Origin of the sequence: Pseudomonas weihenstephanensis, assembly GCF_001043055.1 — a bacterium.
Lineage (GTDB): Bacteria > Pseudomonadota > Gammaproteobacteria > Pseudomonadales > Pseudomonadaceae > Aquipseudomonas > Aquipseudomonas weihenstephanensis.
On sequence record NZ_JYLF01000004.1, the window covers coordinates 135,513 to 152,387 of the forward strand.

Here is a 16,875-nt window from a genome sequence, read left to right on the forward strand (position 1 = left end):
GCGGTGGCGGGTTTAGCGAGCGCTCCGCGCCCGGACGTAGCCTCGCGCGACGCCTCAACGGCTACAAAGTGAACCCACGCGCTTTATGCAATCCATTTGCGATCGCCGGTGAAGCTGATGGTCAGCCAGCGTGCGCTGTCCGCCTTGCCCAGCAATTGGGAGATTTCTTCGCGCAGGGCATCGAGGGTTTTCACGCTGGTCAGCGGGTAACCCGCAGGCAACACGATGTGGATCTCGATAAACCGCGCCCGTCCATGTTTCTGCACATAGGTTTTATAGCCTTCAAAACCATGGCGCGCTGAAGCGATTTCCAGTGCATCACGCACTTTGTCGTCCAATGCGTCCGGGGCAATGCCCAGCACATCGCGCAACGCCGGTTTGAGGATCTTGAATGCAGGCGCCAGCATGCTCAGGGCCAGCACAATCAAAATCGCCGGGTCTACGTAAGCCGCCCACTGTGCATAACCTTGATGTTTTAAGGCCAATGCCGTGACAAAACTTATCAACAGCCCCACCGACAACATCGCGTCTACCAGCCAACTGATGTTGTCGAACTGGATCAGTGTCGATTTCAATTTGCGGTTTTTGCGCCGTACCCAGAAGTAGTAGGCGAATTCGATCACGGTAAACACCGCCGCATAGACGATGACCAACCCCAATTCGATATCGCGTCCGCCATTGATGATGCCGAAAACGCCATTCAAAAAGGCGTAGATCGCAATCAATAACAGGAAGCTGCCTTCAATCAACAACACCATTGGCTCAAGGTGCCAGAAGCCGAACTGGAAGCGCTGGTTACTTTCTTTGGCAATAAGTTGCGCTGTAATCAGCATCAACACTTTGATAAAGGTCGCGATCAACGAGAAGAATCCATCAAACAGGATGGATTGGGAACCTGACATAAAACCCGTCACGATGCCGGCAATGGCCACCGCGAACATCAGAACAGTCGATTGTTTGAGCAGTTTCTGCTCACCACGGTTACTCACAAAAACTCCTTTCAGCCCTATTGAGTGCGACCCCTCTCAGGGGTCGCGGACGGGCTGCCAGGCGCGAGTTTACTCCTTGGCGTGCCTTTGGATGGCAAAACCGCTCCAGGACTGCGTAACGGGCATCAGTTCAAGGCGATTAATGTTGATGTGCGCCGGGGTGTTGAGCACCCAGAAAATGGTCTCGGCGATGTCCTGCGGCTGAATCGGCTCAGCCCCTTGGTAGGTGGCGTCGTAACGCGCCTGATCGCCACCGAAACGCACCATCGAGAATTCGCTCTCGCACAACCCCGGCTCAATGTTGCTGACGCGCACACCGGTGCCTTGCAAGTCGCAGCGCAGGTTCAGGGAAAATTGCTTCACAAACGCTTTGGTGCCGCCATACACATGGCTGCCGGGGTACGGGTAGTTACCGGCAATGGAGCCTAGGTTGACGATCCCGGCTCCACGACCGTAGGCAATAAGACGCGGCAACAGCAGATTAGTGGTGTATAGCAGGCCCTTGATATTGGTATCGACCATGGTTTCCCAATCGTCGAGTTTGCATTGCGGGGCCGGGTCGGTCCCTACGGCCAAACCTGCGTTGTTGATAAGCCCACGCAGCTTGCTGAATGCAGGCGGCAAGTTGGCAATCGCCTGCTCCATCGCCGCACGATCACGTACGTCCACCACCAGGCCATGTACTTCAGTGTGTTTGGACAACTCTTCGCACAGCGCATCCAAGCGTTCTTTACGGCGGCCGGTCAGCACCAGTTTCCAGCCTGCTTGTGCAAACTTGCGGGCACACGCCTCACCAAATCCAGAAGTCGCGCCGGTAATAAACAGGGTGGAAGTCATCGTGTTCTCCTTGGCTGGCGGGCAGTGTCCGCCGTTGAAATGGGACGCCGAGCAGAATGCCCCGACTGCGGTTGAGCGGCAACCCGAATAGTGCTCACCGCGTTGAGCTGTGCAAAAAACAACCAGCGACGTCAAAGCCTTGCTGCATAAGGGGTAGCGCCATATGCACTCACCTTATCCACAGGCCCGTCCACAGTCTTTGGGGGCAAGTCGAAAAACGCAAAGCCACGGCATACAAGGCTTTCAGCCAATTTTTAAGCGTTTTTTACTTGACCGGAACACAAGCCGCATGCAGCCGCCCCAAAAAGGTGCGGCGCCAGGCAACCAAGGGGATAGCCAGAGGCCAGTCTTTACGGCACTCAGGGCGTTCTTTCCAGAGTTTAACCACAGACTTATCCACAGGCTGACGCCGCATTTTCAGCGCCTAATTTTTATCAACAAAGCTGTTGACAAATCGACCGTGCGGCCAACCAAAAGCAGCTGATCAAAAAACAATCACACCTCTACACGCCTTATAAACAAAGGGCTACAGCCAACTACTCCCACGTTACCCACAGCCACCTCCACAGCAAACGGGGACAAGTCAAAATGATGACAAAACAGGGGTTTACAGCGTCTTTATGTCGCGCTTTCGCAGCCCCGCAATTTTGTTTTCCACAATTTGAGGGCGTCTCCATTTTGTTGTGGAAGCACGCCTGTTCGCGAAAGCACTCGGTACGGCTCTGACAGGCAAACCTCGACAAACCCATCGCGAGTACGCTCGCGCCTACAAGGCGATGGGATATTCGAGACGCCCGTTAACGCTTAATGCCCGCCCAGATACGCGTTACGCACCTCTTCATTGCTGAGCAACTCTTTACCGGTGCCGGTCAGGCGGATTTCGCCATTGACCATCACGTAGGCCCGGTCAGACAGGCGCAGTGCATGGTTGGCGTTCTGCTCGACCAAAAAAATGGTCATGCCGGTTTTCGCCAGTTCACGCAAAGTGGCAAAAATCTGTTTCACCACAATCGGTGCCAACCCCAAGCTCGGCTCGTCCAGTAGCAGCAGCTTGGGTCGGCTCATCAGCGCCCGGGCGATGGCGAGCATCTGCTGCTCGCCACCCGACATGGTCATGGCCCGCTGGTTTCGCCGCTCCTTGAGGCGCGGGAACAGTTCGAACATGCGTTGCATGTCTTCGTCCGCGTGCTTGTCGCCAATGGGGATGGTGCCCATCAGCAGGTTTTCCTCAACGCTCATGTCCGGGAACACCCGCCGCCCTTCCGGCGATTGGGCAATGCCATTGGAGGCAATGTAATGCGATGACTTTTGGGTAATGTCGACACCCTGGTAAATAATCTGGCCACCGCTGGCACGAGGCTGACCAAAAATCGACATCAGCAAGGTGGACTTTCCCGCGCCATTGGAGCCGATAAGGCTCACGGTTTCGCCCTCATCAATGTGCATCGAAACCTTTTTCAGCGCCTGAATCGGCCCGTAATGGACATCCAGCGCTTTGAGTTCGAGGATCGGGTGGCTCATATCAGTTCCTCTTCGTCCGCACCGAGGTAAGCCGCGATCACTTTCGGGTCATTGCGAATGGCCTGCGGGCCACCCTCGGCGATCACGTTGCCGTGGTCGAGCACCACGATGTGATCGGAAATGCTCATGACCATGCCCATGTCGTGCTCAATCAGCACCACCGTCAGGTCGTGCTCGTCGCGTAACAGACGAATCATGCCGCTCAGCGCTTCGGTTTCTTGCGGGTTGAGCCCGGCGGCCGGTTCGTCGAGGCAGATGATTTGCGGGCGCGTACACATGGCCCGGGCAATCTCCAGGCGCCGCTGCTGCCCGTAAGACAGCTCCCCGGCCAAACGGTTGGCGCAGTCCACCAGGTCCACTACTTCGAGCCAGTAAAACGCATGGTCGAGGGCATCGCTTTCGGCCTTGCGATAGCCCTGGGTGTTCAGGATGCCCGCCAGCATGTTGCGGTTGACCCACATGTGCTGAGCCACTAAGAGGTTTTCCAGCACGGACATTTCCTTGAACAGACGAATGTTCTGAAACGTACGCGCCAGACCTGCGCGATTCACCAAATGAGTGCCGCCGAACATTTTGTAATACAAACGGCTGGCGAAGGCTTTGGGCGAAATGAAGTCGGTCACGCGAAACGGTTCGCCCAACAGCTGGATCACGTTGGTGCGGGTGCCGCGGGCACTGAGTTCGATTTTGCCGCCACTGGCTTTGTAAAAACCGGTCAGGCAGTTGAAAACCGTGGTTTTGCCTGCCCCGTTAGGCCCGATCAGGGCGAAGATCGAATTGCGTCTGACCTTGAGGCTGACATCACTCAGGGCCTTGATGCCGCCGAAATGCATCATCAGTTTGTCCACCGAGAGCACGATGTCTTTGTCCATAGAAGCCTCGTTCATGGCGCAACTCCCTTGCGTGGTGTAACCCCCACCCGGCTGATACGGATCAGGCCGCGTGGCCGCCAAATCATCATCAACACCATCAGCACGCCAAACAGCAGCACGCGGTATTCAGCAAAGCTGCGCAGCAGTTCCGGCGCCACGGTCAACACGAACGCGGCAATCACCACGCCCACGGTCGAGCCCATGCCGCCGAGCACCACAATCGCCAAAATCAGCGCCGACTCAAAAAAGGTGAACGAGGAGGGGTTCACAAACCCCTGGTAACTGGCGAAAAACACACCGGCCAGCCCAGCGGTGGAGGCACCCAACGTGAAGGCCGAGAGTTTGACCAGCACATGGTTAAGGCCCATCGCACGGCAGGCGATTTCGTCCTCACGCAGGGCTTCCCACGCGCGACCGATTGGCATGCGGGTCAAGCGATGCTTGATATACAGCACCAGCAGCACCACCAGAAACAGCACGATATAAATGAACAAGAATTTGATATTGGGGTTGTAGTCCAGACCGAAGAACTCGTGGAAAGGCACCCCGCCATCTTTGGCCCGGCGCCCGAACTCCAGACCGAAAAACGTCGGCGACGGGACGGGCATGCCGTTTGGCCCACCGGTAAACGACAGCCAGTTGTTGAGCACCAGACGGATGATTTCACCAAACCCCAGCGTCACGATGGCCAGGTAATCGCCGTGCATGCGCAGCACCGGAAACCCCAAAATGCACCCCGCCATCGCTGCCGCAATCGCTGCCAGTGGCAGCACCGTCCAGAACCCCAGCCCCAAGTATTGATAGCCGAGCGCCAGCCCATAAGCCCCGATGGCATAGAACGCCACATAGCCGAGGTCGAGCAGGCCCGCCAGCCCCACCACGATATTCAGGCCCAGGCCGAGAAGTACGTAGATCAGGCCCAGAATCACCACGGTCAGCAGGTATTTATTGGCAAAGAAAGGGAACACGATGGCGATCACGATCAGCAGCGGCACGATCCAGCGCAGTCGCGTTTTGTAATCCGGGGGCAACACGTGCACGCCAGACCCCGTGGACTCAAAGCCCTGAAGCACTTTGAGGCCCTTGGGCGTTTGCAAAAACAGGCTCAGGGCAAAGCGCCCTGCCATCACAATCGCCACCAGCCAGCCCACCCGCGCCGGTTGCAAGTTGAAACTGTAACCGTCGAGCACCACGCCCACGATGGGCCCGAACACAATCAATGAGATCAACCCGGCAAGGATCGAGTCGACAAGGCTTTTTTTGATATCAATCGGTTTATTAATGGCCGCAGACATACTCACACCTTCGCCACGAGAGGACGACCCAACAGGCCTTGAGGACGGAAGATCAGGATCAGCACCAGCAGCGAGAAACTGAACACGTCTTTGTAGTCCGAGTTAACCAGCCCTGCGAACAGCGACTCGGAAATCCCCAGAATGATGCCCCCGAGCATGGCGCCGGGCAGCGATCCAATCCCGCCGAGCACCGCCGCCGTGAACGCCTTGATGCCAATGATGAAGCCTGCATAAAAGTCAAAAGTGCCGTAGTTCATGGTGATCAGCACACCGGCCAGGGCGGCCATTGCGGCGCCGATCACAAACACGTAAGAAATCACCCGATCCGTGTTGATGCCCAGAATGGAGGCCATTTTGCGGTCTTGTTGAGTGGCGCGGCACATGCGGCCCAGTTTGGTGTACTTGATGATGTAAGTGAGCAGGCCCATGCCGATGAAAGCCGCGATCAGAATGAAGACTTTGGTGTACGTGAGTTGCACGAAGCCTGAGCCGATATCGACTCGCCACGCACCGCTGAGCAACGTAGGCACACCTTGTTGGCGCGAACCCTGAGCGATTTGTACGTAGTTTTGCAGGATCAGGGAAATACCGATGGCGCTGATCAGCGGTGCCAGTCGCGTGGAGTTTCGCAGGGGCTTGTAGGCCACGCGCTCGATCACCCAGCCATACACGCCAGTGACCACCACGGTGAAAATCAACGTGCCGAGCATCAGGAGCGGAAAGGACTCAATACCGAAATAGGCCAACAAAGCCAGACTGATTGCCGCCAGGTAAGCAGAAATCATGTACACCTCGCCGTGAGCGAAGTTGATCATACCGATGATGCCGTAGACCATTGTGTAGCCGATGGCGATCAGGCCGTAGACAGACCCGAGGGTCAGGCCGTTCAGCAGTTGCTGTAGGAATATACCGTCCATAACGCAATCTCACGCACTGGAGCCATCACGCAGACACACGCCTCCCACGCCGTCCGAGGACAGCTTGTTTGGCAGGGTTTGCGTGGCTCCTGGAAAAGAAGACAGGGAGGCAGATGTCACCCGCCTGAACGGTCGCCCAAGCGCCGTTCAGGGGTGGGGTCATCTCACTTCTGTTTTTCCAGCTGGTGATACTTGCCGTCTTTGTCCCACTGATACACCACGTAGTCAGAGACTTTGAGGTCGCCTTTGCTGTCCCAGGCTTTTTCGCCCATCACGGTGTTCACCGGGTTGGCTTTGAGCCATTTGGCAGCGTCTTCGCCTTTGTTGGATTTAGCGCCGTTGAACGCTTGAGCCAAGGCTTGAATCGAGGCGTAGGCATACAAGGTGTAGCCTTCAGGCTCGGTGCCAGCTTTGCGGAACTGGTCCACCACCGCTTTGCTGTCAGGCAGCAGGCGTGGGTCAGCACCAAAGGTCATGTACACACCTTCAACGTATTGCGGGCCACCTGCGGTGGTGACCAGCTCATCAGTGACCACGCCATCATCGGACATGAACTTCACGTCTTTAAGACCCTGCTCACGCAATTGGCGCACCAGAGGGCCGGCTTCCGGGTGCAGCCCGCCGAAATACACAACATCGGCGCCGGTTGAACGGATCTTGGTCACCACGGCACTGAAATCTTTTTCGCCACGGGTCAGGCCTTCGTACAGCACCGGCTCGACGCCGCGCTTGATCAGTTGGGCTTTGGTGGCATCGGCCAGGCCTTGGCCGTAGGTGTCCTTGTCATGCAGCACCACCACTTTTTTGCCTTTGAGCACGTCGACAATGTAGTCCGCCGCCACGATGCCTTGCTGATCGTCGCGCCCGCACATACGGAACATGGCGCTCAGGCCGCGCTCGGTGACTGCCGGGTTGGTGGAACCCGGCGTGATTGCGATCACACCCGCATCGGCATACACCTCAGAAGCCGGAATCGTGGACGAAGAACAGAAGTGCCCCACAACTGCCGCAACCTTGTCCTGATCGACCAAACGGTTGGCCACCGCTACCGCCTGTTTAGGTTCACAAGCATCGTCGCCTTTGACCAACATGATTTTTTCGCCGTTGATACCCCCTGCGGCGTTGATCGTATCGGCTGCCGCCTGCGCGCCCTTCATGTACTGCTCACCAAATGCCGCATTGGCGCCGGTCATCGGACCCGCCACACCAATTTTTAAATCCGCCTGAACAAACGTAGAAACACCCAACGCAGTCGCCACTGCGAGGGCCAGAAAACCTTTCTTATAGAACGTCTGCGACATGAGGTGATGCTCCTGAGGTTTTTAGTAGGCACTTCGACTTCACGTAAAGCGCTGAGCAAGGCGCGTGCCATTGGTTTTTTATTCTTAAAAAAGCCGTTGTCTTATTGTTTTATCGACTGTTTCGGGCCCATTTTTATTGGGCGTGCAACCGTCTAAACCGAGGAAGGTGAAACTGTTCATGGTTGCCGGGTGCTACCTGCGCACCCGTGTAGCGCAACCGGATTGCCCTGGGGTGCGCAGGCAACCTGTAACCACCTGCGTCACCTAACTGCACACTCCCGGTGCGTGATTGCTACAGCCCGCACCATGTGAGGCTAGTCGCTGCGCAGGTAAACGCCGGGTTATATGACGATTCTTAAACACTGCCCCGCGTGGTACAGCGAAAAGCCGGCCTCATATAAACAACTGCGCAAACCCGTGCCCGAGAGCGGTTGCATGGCAGAAAAAGGGATCGGCAGGGCCTTGGCGTCGCCATGGCACAGATAATCGGCAAACGCCTTGCCCACTACGCTGCCAGTGGTCACACCCCGGCCGTTGTAACCGGTGACCGCGACTAAACCGGGCGCAGGCTCAAATAAACGCATCAAGTGGTCGGGGGTAAACGCAATGCGGCCGGTCCAAGTGCACTCCCACTCCACGCCTTTCAAGTACGGGAAGTAGTGCTGTTGCACCCGGTCGGCCCAGGCTTTGAGGAACCACGCCGGTTTTTGGTTGCCATTGCCCAGGCTGCCGAGCAGCAAGCGGCCCTCGGCATCCCTGCGGATGCTGCTCAGTACCTGTCGCGTGTCCCAGGAGCCTTGACCGCCGGGCAAGATGCGTTGCGCGGCCTCGTCCGTCAGGGGTTTGGACGCCACCTGGTAGTAATAACCGGGGAAAAAATGCCGCCGCAAGTCAGTCCATTCGCCTTCGGTATAGGCATTGGACGCCAGCACCACCTGCTCAGCACTGACCGCGCCCAGGGCCGTGCGCACTGACCAGCGCTGCCCCTGGCGCTCTAGCCCGGTAACGGGCGAGTGATCGAACAGGCGCGCGCCCAAATCACTGGCGGCCTTGGCCAAGCCGGACGTGTAAGCCATAGGGTTGAGCGTACCGGCACGTCGATCCAGCAAGGCTGCCGCAATTTTTGCAGTGCCGGTAGCCGCTTCGCAGGCGGCGCCGGTCAGGAGTTCCACGGGCGCACCGCGACGTTTCCATTGTTGCTCACGGCTGCGCAAGTCCGCTTCACCCTTGGCGTTATGCGCCATGTGCAAGGTGCCTTCGCGGCGCAACTGGCAATCAATGTTGTATTTATCAATCAGGCTGAACACCAAGGCAGGCGCAGCGCCGAGCATACGGTTGAGCTGGCTGCCCACGGCGTGGCCAAATCCGGCTTCGATGTCATCGGGGGCAATCCACATCCCGGCGTTCACCAGCCCTACATTTCGCCCCGAGCCGCCGTGACCGGTGCGATGGGCTTCGAGCACGCAGACGCTTTTGCCTTGTTCGAGTAAATGGATCGCACTGGATAAACCGGTAATTCCGGCTCCAATCACACACACATCAACGTTTAATTCGCCCTTGAACGCGGACGATTGGGGGCGTTGTGGCGTGAGGGTTTCCCACAGACATTGTTCTTGTAGTGGCATTGCCAAGCTCCAGAAATGAAACCTAACCCGAGTCGAAAGCCCTCACCCTAACCCTCTCCCAAAGGGAGAGGGGACTGACCGCGTGCGGGTTCAGATCACCACAACCTCTACAGATGTGACTGACCGAGCACGGGTTATAGATCACTGCACATCAGCTCCCTCTCCCTCCGGGAGAGGGTTGGGGTGAGGGCAAACATCACATCAGTCAAAGGTAATGCCCTGTGCCAACGGCAACTCCAGTGAGTAGTTGACGGTATTGGTCTGGCGCCGCATGTAGCCACGCCACGCATCCGAACCCGACTCACGCCCGCCGCCCGTTTCTTTTTCGCCACCAAACGCGCCGCCAATTTCGGCACCGCTCGGCCCGATATTGACGTTGGCAATCCCGCAATCACTGCCCGTCGCCGACATAAACTGCTCAGCCTCACGCACGTCGGTGGTAAAGATGCACGACGACAAACCCTGCGGCACGGCGTTATTGAGGCGCAGCGCCTCAGCGAATTCGCTGTAACCGACTACGTACAAAATGGGCGCGAAGGTCTCGTTGCACATCACCTCGCTCTGCTCGGGCATTTCAACAATCGCCGGACTGACGTAGTACGCGTCGGGGTAATGGCTGGCCAACTGGCGCTCACCGCCAAACACCCGCCCGCCTTCGCTCAGGGCCTGCTCCAGCGCATCCTGCATGTTTTCAAAGCTGTGTTTGTCAATCAGCGGCCCCACCAAATTGCCCTCCAGCGGGTGGCCGATACGGACGTTGGAATAGGCGGCTTTGAGCCGTGTAACGATCTCGTCTTTCACCGACTCATGGGCTATCAAGCGGCGCAGACTGGTGCAGCGTTGACCCGCCGTGCCCACGGCGCTGAACAGAATGGCGCGTACCGCCATGTCCAGATCCGCACTCGGCCCCAGGATCATGGCGTTGTTACCGCCCAACTCAAGAATGCTGCGGGCAAAGCGCGCGGCAATTTTAGGCGCCACTTCACGGCCCATGCGCGTGCTGCCGGTGGCACTGATCAGGGCTACACGCGGGTCATCGACCAAGGCTTCGCCAGCGTCGCGGCCACCGACAATCACTTGGCTGAGGTAGTTGGGCGCATCGCTGAAGGTGCTGAGCACGCGATCAAACAACGCCTGGCAGGCCAGCGCAGTGAGTGGGGTTTTCTCGGAAGGTTTCCAGATCACTGCGTTACCACACACCAGCGCCAGCGTGGTGTTCCATGCCCACACCGCGACCGGAAAGTTGAACGCGCTGATGACCCCGACCACACCCAGCGGATGCCAGGTTTCACGCATGTGATGGCCGGGGCGCTCGGAGGCGATGGTCAGGCCATACAACTGGCGGGACAGCCCGACCGCGAAGTCGCAGATGTCGATCATTTCCTGCACTTCACCCAAACCTTCCTGAGTAATTTTGCCCGCCTCCCACGACACCAACTCGCCCAGGTCTGCTTTGTATTGACGCAGTAAGTCGCCAAATTGGCGCACCAACTCTCCACGACGGGGGGCCGGCACCTTGCGCCACGCTTCAAAAGCATGTTCGGCACGGGTCACGTGCTGCTCGACTTCGGCCCCACCTTCCCAGTGCACGGCGGCGATCTGGCTGCCATCAATGGGCGTGTGTACGGGCTGCTTGCCCTGTTGATACAACGCAGGGTTTACCCCTAAACGATCCAGCAATGCGCCAACCATGTGAACACTCCCTCAACGTGAAGACATTTGCCGCAGTCAGCGGCACAGGTCTTTAGTTGTAGCTGGCACTTTGCGCGCCAACAAACGACCTTTAAGCGAGATATCATTCCGAAAATTCATGCTGCGCTGGTAACGTTGGCTAACAACAAAAATACGAGGCTGCTCATGCTCAATAAACGCTACCTGCCGTCGATCACTGCCTTGCAGTGTTTTGAAGCCGTGACCCGCCATCTGAGTTTTACCCGCGCGGCGCAGGAGTTGAACTTGACCCAAAGCGCGGTCAGCAAACAGGTCGCACAGCTCGAAGAGTTGCTCCAACATTTGCTGTTCCGGCGGGTACGGCGCCGTCTGCAACTGACGCCTGCCGGTGATTTGTATCTGGTAGAAGTCCGAAAAATCCTGACCCAAGTCGAAATGTCGACTCACACACTGCGCTCCTACGGCGGCGAAACTGAAGTCTTGCGCGTCTCCACCCCCTCAACCTTCGGCGCACGCTGGCTTGTGCCACGGCTTAAAGGTTGGCGACTACGGCACCCGCAGATTCATCTGGATGTGTGCAACGAACAGCAGGCAGACGATTTGTTGCAAGGGCACAGCGATCTGGCGTTTTACTTCGGCCAAGGCTCACGCCCCGGCACTGAGTGCCTGAAAGTGCTGGAAGAAGAGTTGGTGGCCGTGTGTGCGCCCTTAAGCTTGCCCGGCACAGCGTTCACCGATCCCACGCAATTGACCGATTTGGTACTGCTGCAAAACGCTTCACGCCCACAAGCGTGGCATGAATGGTTTGAACACCAGGGCTACCGCACGGACCACAGCTACCACGGCCCGCGCTTTGACACCTTTTATATGTGCATTCGTGCAGCTCAGGTCGGCTGCGGGGTGGCCTTGCTGCCACGGTTTTTGGTCGAAGAGGAATTAGCAGATGGCAAATTGGTAATCGCCTGGCCGTACGCCATGCCCAGTCACGATGCGTATTACCTGGCCTACCCCGAGCATTCCGCGAGCGTGCCCAAAGTGCAGGCGTTCGTCAGCTGGATGATGGAGCAAAGGGACGCCCCGCCGTCTGCGACTGTCGAGGGCGAGTCGCTGTAAACGTAAAAACCGCTGGCACAACCGCCCACGGATATGCGCCACTAGCGTCATTCATTGAAAGAGCTGAAAGCCGTGGCAATCAGGCACGGCCAGCATGGAGATTCGCGTTATGAGCGAGAGTGTGTTTGCCGATCGCATCGTGCAGAACCTGCTCGACACCGACTTCTACAAATTGACCATGATGCAGGCGGTGCTGCACAACTACCCCAACGTGGAAGTTGAATGGGAATTTCGCTGCCGTAACAGCGAAGACTTACGCCCCTACTTGAGCGAAATCCGGCATCAGATCGAGCGTTTGGCTGAGTTGAGCATGAGCCAGGACCAACTCGGTTTTCTGGAACGGATTACGTTTATGAAGCCTGACTTCATACGCTTTCTGGGCCTGTTTCGCTTTAACTTGCGCTATGTCCACACCGGAATCGAAAACGGCGAGCTGTTTATCCGCCTGCGTGGCCCGTGGCTGCATGTGATTCTGTTTGAGGTGCCATTACTGGCGATCGTCAGTGAAGTGCGCAACCGCTCGCGCTATGCCGATACGGTACTGTCGCAAGCCCGTGAGCAGCTCTATCGCAAGTTTGACTGGCTGCAAGCCAATGCCAGCGCCGATGAACTGGCCGGTTTACAAGTGGCCGATTTCGGTACACGTCGCCGGTTTTCGTACCGCGTGCAGGAAGAAGTGGTCAGCGTGCTCAAGCATGACTTCCCCGGTCGTTTTGTGGGCACCAGCAACGTCAACTTGTCCCGCGAACTGGACATGAAGCCTCTGGGCACAATGGCCCACGAATGGATCATGGCCCATCAGCAACTGGGGCCACGGCTGATCGACAGTCAAAGTGCGGCGCTCGATTGCTGGGTGCGTGAATACCGGGGCCTGTTGGGGATTGCACTGACGGACTGCATCACCACCGATGCCTTCCTCAAGGATTTTGATCTTTACTTTGCCAAGCTGTTTGACGGCTTGCGCCACGACTCGGGTGACCCCGTGGTCTGGGCCGAAAAATGCATCGCGCATTACCACGCGCTGGGCATAGACCCAATGAGCAAGACGCTGGTGTTTTCCGACAGCCTGACCCTGCCCCGTTCGCTGGAAATATTCCGCACGTTGCGCGGCAGGATCAACGTCAGTTTCGGTATCGGCACCAACCTGACCTGCGACATTCCGGGGGTTGAGCCGATGAGCATCGTCCTTAAAATGACCGGCTGCAACGGCTCACCGGTGGCGAAAATTTCGGATGAGCCGGGCAAGACCCACTGTTCTGACCCCAACTTCGCCGCCTATCTGCGCCATGTTTTCCAAGTTCCTGAACATTCTCCCAAGGAGTGAATCATGCAGGCCGTACAGCGCCAAATTGCACAAGACCTCAAGGTCCAGCCGCCGTTTAAAGACATTGCGGCCCTTGAAGCTGAAGTCGCACGACGCATTACCTTTATTCAGTGCTGCCTGCACAACGCCAGGCTCAAGACGCTGGTGCTGGGCATCAGCGGCGGTGTCGACTCACTGACCGCAGGCCTGATGGCACAACGTGCGGTCAAGCAACTGCGCGAGCAGACCGGCGATCCGGCCTATCGCTTTATTGCGGTGCGCCTGCCCTACGGCGTGCAGCACGACGAAATCGACGCGACCGCAGCGGTGGACTTCATCAACCCCGATGAGCGCCAAACGGTAAACATTGGGCCTGCGGTCAAAGCGCTGGCAGCTGAAGTAGCCTCCTTTGAAGGCAAGCCACCGGCCACCGTGGACTTCGTGTTGGGCAACACCAAAGCGCGGATGCGCATGGTGGCGCAATACACCATCGCCGGTGCAACGGGCGGGCTGGTGATCGGCACTGACCATGCGGCAGAAGCGGTGATGGGGTTTTTCACCAAGTTTGGTGACGGCTCGTGTGATTTGGCGCCGCTGAGCGGGCTGGTTAAACATCAGGTACGCGCAATTGCACGGCATTTTGGTGCACCGGAATCGCTGGTGGAGAAAGTCCCGACGGCCGACCTCGAAGACCTGGAACCGGGCAAGCCCGACGAAGCGTCCCACGGCGTGACCTATGCCGAGATCGATGCCTTTTTGCACGGCGAGCCGGTAAGCGAAGAGACGTTCAACATCATTTGCAGCACGTATGAAAAAACCCATCACAAGCGTGAGATGCCGTTCGCGCCTTGAGACCGTGATCAACCTTTGCCCTCCCCCCAACTCTCTGCGAAAAGGAACGGGGGTGAGGGGCTTTGGACCTTGCGCACGCCAGCCAGAAAAAACGGAATGACCCCAGCGTTTTTTTTCGCTTGTGGCCTACCCCGTCTACAGCTTTGATAGACGCCTGTTTCGTCGCCAGAGCCCTGCCCGCCATGTCTTCTTTCGATGGTCTTTTTTCGCTTGTCGAATCCACGCTCGACTCGTCTGCCGCCCACTGGCTGCGCGAGCATGTCGAGGTGCCTGAAGCCCTGCTGCGCTTCAGCTGGCATGAACAGGCGTTGCACCGCGTCTGGCTCGCCGAAGCGCTGAACCTGTGTCTTCTGCACACGCTGGTCAATGCCGTGCCCGATGGCCATCGCTATGTGGAAGAACAGGCGCGAGGTGGACGCAAGGTCGTGTTCGATCATGGAGCGCTGCGTACCGTGGACTGGCCGCACAATGGTGAACTGCCCCGTGGCCGTCAGGCATTTGCACGCTTGCTGGAGCCGTTAGGCTTTACCGATGTGCGAACGTACCCGCTGACCAAACTGAACATGACTGGCTGGGGCTACCGGCAAATGGACTTGCCCGAAGACATCGCACAGTTTTTTGTGTCGGAGTTACACCCGGGGCGGTTCAGTGAAACCTTCCAAAGCGCCGTGACCCGCGTAGTCAGCAGCAGTCGAGATCCATTGGGCGCTGAACACGTCAGCATCCTTAAGCGCCTGCAACTGACCCGCCATTGCAGCCTGCCTGAGGCCCACGCCCTGTTGCCGGGGTTGTACCGCGCCTTCGACCGCCAGCATGGCGCCGTGCTCGAAACGGACTATCGCTGCCTGCTGGATGAAAGTGCGGAGATGGCGTGGATTGCGACTGAAGGCAACCGCTTCAACCATCTGACTGATCGGGTAGCGAATTTGGAAACCACCGTCGCACAACAGCGCGCTTTGCAGCGGCCCATGAAAGACAGCATCGAAGTCTCGGCCACAGGTCGAGTCATGCAAACCGCCTATCGCGCGTGCCCGGTGACCCGTGGTCTGGTCGATGCCAGCGGCCACTACTGCGAGCATCAAGTACCCGGTTCATTTGTTGAGTTCATCCAACGCAAGGTGGATCCAGACACCGGGCGCCTGGACCTGAATTTCGACAGCAGCAACGCTCAAGGGATTTTCAAGATGACCGCCTCAAAAACCTGAGCCTGAACGTAAACAGCCCTGACGGCATGAAGCGCGTCAGGGCTGTATTTGAAAGCGTCTGCGTTCTTATTTCAGAACCACAGCACCTTTCATCATCGAGTTGTGGCCCGGGAAGGTGCAGAAGAATTCGTACTCTTCACCCGCTTTGAGCTTGGCAACGTCGAAGGTCACTGAATCTTTCTCGCCGGCACCGATGATCTTGGTGTGAGCGATGATGCGCGTGTCGCCATCTTTCAGGTAGTTTTTGTCCAGACCGGCGGCCATGCCGTCAGTGGAGACGCCCTGCATGTCTGCTTTAGTGCTCAGGACCCAGTTATGACCCATGACATTTTTTGGCAGGCTGCCGGAGTGAGTCAGGTTTACCGTGAAGGTTTTGCAGGACTTGTCGATGGTGATTTCTTTGGTGTTGTACGACATTTGATCAGTCGAATCGACCGTCACGCTGCATTCAGCCGCCAGCAAATGGCCGCTGGCCAGGGTCAAAAGGGATACCGCAACAACTTTGGCAAACATGGTGTATCTCCAAGGCAGGGTATAAAAATTCCACAATTTGTATACAGGTTGCCCGAAAATCGTCTCAATTCCAATGACCTGGGTCATGACCAAGCGCGTTAATCGGGTGTAATAGCCTGCTAGACGAACTCCGGGCTTATAACCTTAGGCCATGTTTTTGATTTTTGGAGAAAAAGTACCCTGCTTAACAAGCCGTTTCCTACAGATTTTTCACGAACTGTCGGAACTGATTTATCACGCGATAAACAGCCTTGCAAAAACCCAGCTAACGGCTAAGCACTAATACAGGGCAGAATACCCTTCGCTCACCACACCTTCGAGCACAAGAGGATCGCCCATGGCCAAACCAAACTACAACTTCGCAAAGCGTCAAAGAGACTTGGCTAAAGAGCAGAAGAAAGAAGAAAAGCTTCAGCGCAAGAAGGCTGCCGCTGAAGGTGGCACCGCAGACCTGGAACAGGACGTCGAGACACAAGCCACAGAAGGCGAAGTTGCCGCGCAAGAGACTGGCGCTGTAGAAGAAGACAAAGCACCCAACGCGTAACACCCTCGGCCCGGTTATCCACAACCCGGCCCACAGGATCTGTGATCAGGATCAGCAGCTCAGCTGTTGATCCTCGCAGTTAACCTGACCGCCTCGTAACGCCCTCAGACGCTTTGATACTCATTACCTGACCAAGCCTCAGCATAAAGCCTACAAACCCGTGGCAGACTTCTCAGCGCGCAGAAAGCACAACGCCAGCTCGATGGCTGGCGTTGTGGCGTACTTCAACCCGTAGTCGATGGCGCAGGCTGCGATAAAGTCCAAAGGCGCGACCCCTTCAGGCTCGATCGCCGCCTGCGGCAGCGACTGCACGATTG

General features: G+C 57.3%; 16 protein-coding genes. 5 read left to right on the forward strand and 11 right to left on the reverse strand.

What is annotated here, in order from left to right; genetic code table 11:
* Positions 1–83 precede the first annotated feature (83 nt).
* The 9 genes from TU86_RS11365 to amaB form a co-directional block, all read right to left on the reverse strand.
* On the reverse strand, positions 84–989 hold the full coding sequence (locus TU86_RS11365) for a cation diffusion facilitator family transporter (protein WP_048364416.1): 906 nt from the start codon (positions 987–989) through the stop codon (positions 84–86).
* Between the two features lie 69 nt (positions 990–1,058).
* Positions 1,059–1,826 (reverse strand): SDR family oxidoreductase, encoded by a 768-nt coding sequence (locus tag TU86_RS11370; protein WP_048364417.1) that lies wholly within the window; start codon positions 1,824–1,826, stop codon positions 1,059–1,061.
* An 804-nt stretch (positions 1,827–2,630) separates the two neighbouring features.
* Entirely contained in the window at positions 2,631–3,347 is a 717-nt protein-coding gene (locus TU86_RS11375) for an ABC transporter ATP-binding protein (RefSeq protein WP_048364418.1), read from the reverse strand.
* Positions 3,344–4,219 (reverse strand): ABC transporter ATP-binding protein, encoded by an 876-nt coding sequence (locus TU86_RS11380; protein WP_048364419.1) that lies wholly within the window; start codon positions 4,217–4,219, stop codon positions 3,344–3,346. Before TU86_RS11380 ends, TU86_RS11375 begins: the two co-directional genes overlap by 4 nt.
* A gap of 11 nt (positions 4,220–4,230) precedes the next feature.
* Entirely contained in the window at positions 4,231–5,514 is a 1,284-nt protein-coding gene (livM, locus tag TU86_RS11385; protein ID WP_048364420.1) for a high-affinity branched-chain amino acid ABC transporter permease LivM, read from the reverse strand.
* A gap of 2 nt (positions 5,515–5,516) precedes the next feature.
* Entirely contained in the window at positions 5,517–6,431 is a 915-nt protein-coding gene (locus tag TU86_RS11390) for an ABC transporter permease subunit (RefSeq protein ID WP_048364421.1), read from the reverse strand.
* A 164-nt stretch (positions 6,432–6,595) separates the two neighbouring features.
* On the reverse strand, positions 6,596–7,732 hold the full coding sequence (locus TU86_RS11395; RefSeq protein ID WP_048364422.1) for a branched-chain amino acid ABC transporter substrate-binding protein: 1,137 nt from the start codon (positions 7,730–7,732) through the stop codon (positions 6,596–6,598).
* A 341-nt stretch (positions 7,733–8,073) separates the two neighbouring features.
* A complete protein-coding gene (gene amaA / locus TU86_RS11400; RefSeq protein WP_048364423.1) occupies positions 8,074–9,357 on the reverse strand; it encodes an L-pipecolate oxidase in 1,284 nt (427 codons plus the stop codon).
* 201 nt (positions 9,358–9,558) lie between these two features.
* Positions 9,559–11,049 (reverse strand): L-piperidine-6-carboxylate dehydrogenase, encoded by a 1,491-nt coding sequence (gene amaB, locus TU86_RS11405; protein WP_048364424.1) that lies wholly within the window; start codon positions 11,047–11,049, stop codon positions 9,559–9,561.
* Between the two features lie 165 nt (positions 11,050–11,214).
* Between amaB and TU86_RS11410 the strand changes: the two genes are divergently transcribed.
* From TU86_RS11410 to TU86_RS11425, 4 genes are all read left to right on the forward strand, one after another.
* Positions 11,215–12,141 carry a LysR family transcriptional regulator gene (locus TU86_RS11410; protein WP_048364425.1) on the forward strand — a complete coding sequence of 309 codons (927 nt, stop codon included), beginning with the start codon at positions 11,215–11,217 and terminating at the stop codon, positions 12,139–12,141.
* Between the two features lie 109 nt (positions 12,142–12,250).
* Positions 12,251–13,465, forward strand: coding sequence for a nicotinate phosphoribosyltransferase (pncB, locus tag TU86_RS11415; RefSeq protein ID WP_048364426.1), 1,215 nt, complete (start codon positions 12,251–12,253; stop codon positions 13,463–13,465).
* 3 nt (positions 13,466–13,468) lie between these two features.
* A complete protein-coding gene (nadE, locus tag TU86_RS11420) occupies positions 13,469–14,296 on the forward strand; it encodes an ammonia-dependent NAD(+) synthetase (RefSeq protein WP_048364427.1) in 828 nt (275 codons plus the stop codon).
* A gap of 182 nt (positions 14,297–14,478) precedes the next feature.
* Positions 14,479–15,501, forward strand: a complete 1,023-nt coding sequence (locus TU86_RS11425) for a DUF1338 domain-containing protein (RefSeq protein WP_048364428.1) — start codon at positions 14,479–14,481, stop codon at positions 15,499–15,501.
* 66 nt (positions 15,502–15,567) lie between these two features.
* Here the strand turns inward: TU86_RS11425 and azu are convergent, their stop codons facing one another.
* Positions 15,568–16,014 (reverse strand): azurin, encoded by a 447-nt coding sequence (azu, locus tag TU86_RS11430; RefSeq protein WP_048364429.1) that lies wholly within the window; start codon positions 16,012–16,014, stop codon positions 15,568–15,570.
* 337 nt (positions 16,015–16,351) lie between these two features.
* Between azu and TU86_RS11435 the strand changes: the two genes are divergently transcribed.
* Positions 16,352–16,558, forward strand: a complete 207-nt coding sequence (locus TU86_RS11435; protein ID WP_048364430.1) for a hypothetical protein — start codon at positions 16,352–16,354, stop codon at positions 16,556–16,558.
* 150 nt (positions 16,559–16,708) lie between these two features.
* Here TU86_RS11435 and TU86_RS22880 read toward each other — a convergent pair whose 3' ends face one another.
* Positions 16,709–16,870: a hypothetical protein gene (locus TU86_RS22880; RefSeq protein WP_157395896.1), complete on the reverse strand. Its 162-nt coding sequence runs from the start codon at positions 16,868–16,870 to the stop codon at positions 16,709–16,711.
* Between the last annotated feature and the right edge of the window lie 5 nt (positions 16,871–16,875).

Coding starts and splice junctions, on each gene's coding strand:
- TU86_RS11370 (WP_048364417.1), bottom strand. CDS start 1,826: ATGACTTCCACCCTGTTTATTACCGGCGCGACTTCTGGATTTGGTGAG.
- TU86_RS11375 (WP_048364418.1), bottom strand. CDS start 3,347: ATGAGCCACCCGATCCTCGAACTCAAAGCGCTGGATGTCCATTACGGG.
- TU86_RS11380 (WP_048364419.1), bottom strand. CDS start 4,219: ATGGACAAAGACATCGTGCTCTCGGTGGACAAACTGATGATGCATTTC.
- livM (WP_048364420.1), bottom strand. CDS start 5,514: ATGTCTGCGGCCATTAATAAACCGATTGATATCAAAAAAAGCCTTGTC.
- TU86_RS11390 (WP_048364421.1), bottom strand. CDS start 6,431: ATGGACGGTATATTCCTACAGCAACTGCTGAACGGCCTGACCCTCGGG.
- TU86_RS11395 (WP_048364422.1), bottom strand. CDS start 7,732: ATGTCGCAGACGTTCTATAAGAAAGGTTTTCTGGCCCTCGCAGTGGCG.
- amaA (WP_048364423.1), bottom strand. CDS start 9,357: ATGCCACTACAAGAACAATGTCTGTGGGAAACCCTCACGCCACAACGC.
- amaB (WP_048364424.1), bottom strand. CDS start 11,049: ATGGTTGGCGCATTGCTGGATCGTTTAGGGGTAAACCCTGCGTTGTAT.
- TU86_RS11410 (WP_048364425.1), top strand. CDS start 11,215: ATGCTCAATAAACGCTACCTGCCGTCGATCACTGCCTTGCAGTGTTTT.
- pncB (WP_048364426.1), top strand. CDS start 12,251: ATGAGCGAGAGTGTGTTTGCCGATCGCATCGTGCAGAACCTGCTCGAC.
- nadE (WP_048364427.1), top strand. CDS start 13,469: ATGCAGGCCGTACAGCGCCAAATTGCACAAGACCTCAAGGTCCAGCCG.
- TU86_RS11425 (WP_048364428.1), top strand. CDS start 14,479: ATGTCTTCTTTCGATGGTCTTTTTTCGCTTGTCGAATCCACGCTCGAC.
- azu (WP_048364429.1), bottom strand. CDS start 16,014: ATGTTTGCCAAAGTTGTTGCGGTATCCCTTTTGACCCTGGCCAGCGGC.
- TU86_RS11435 (WP_048364430.1), top strand. CDS start 16,352: ATGGCCAAACCAAACTACAACTTCGCAAAGCGTCAAAGAGACTTGGCT.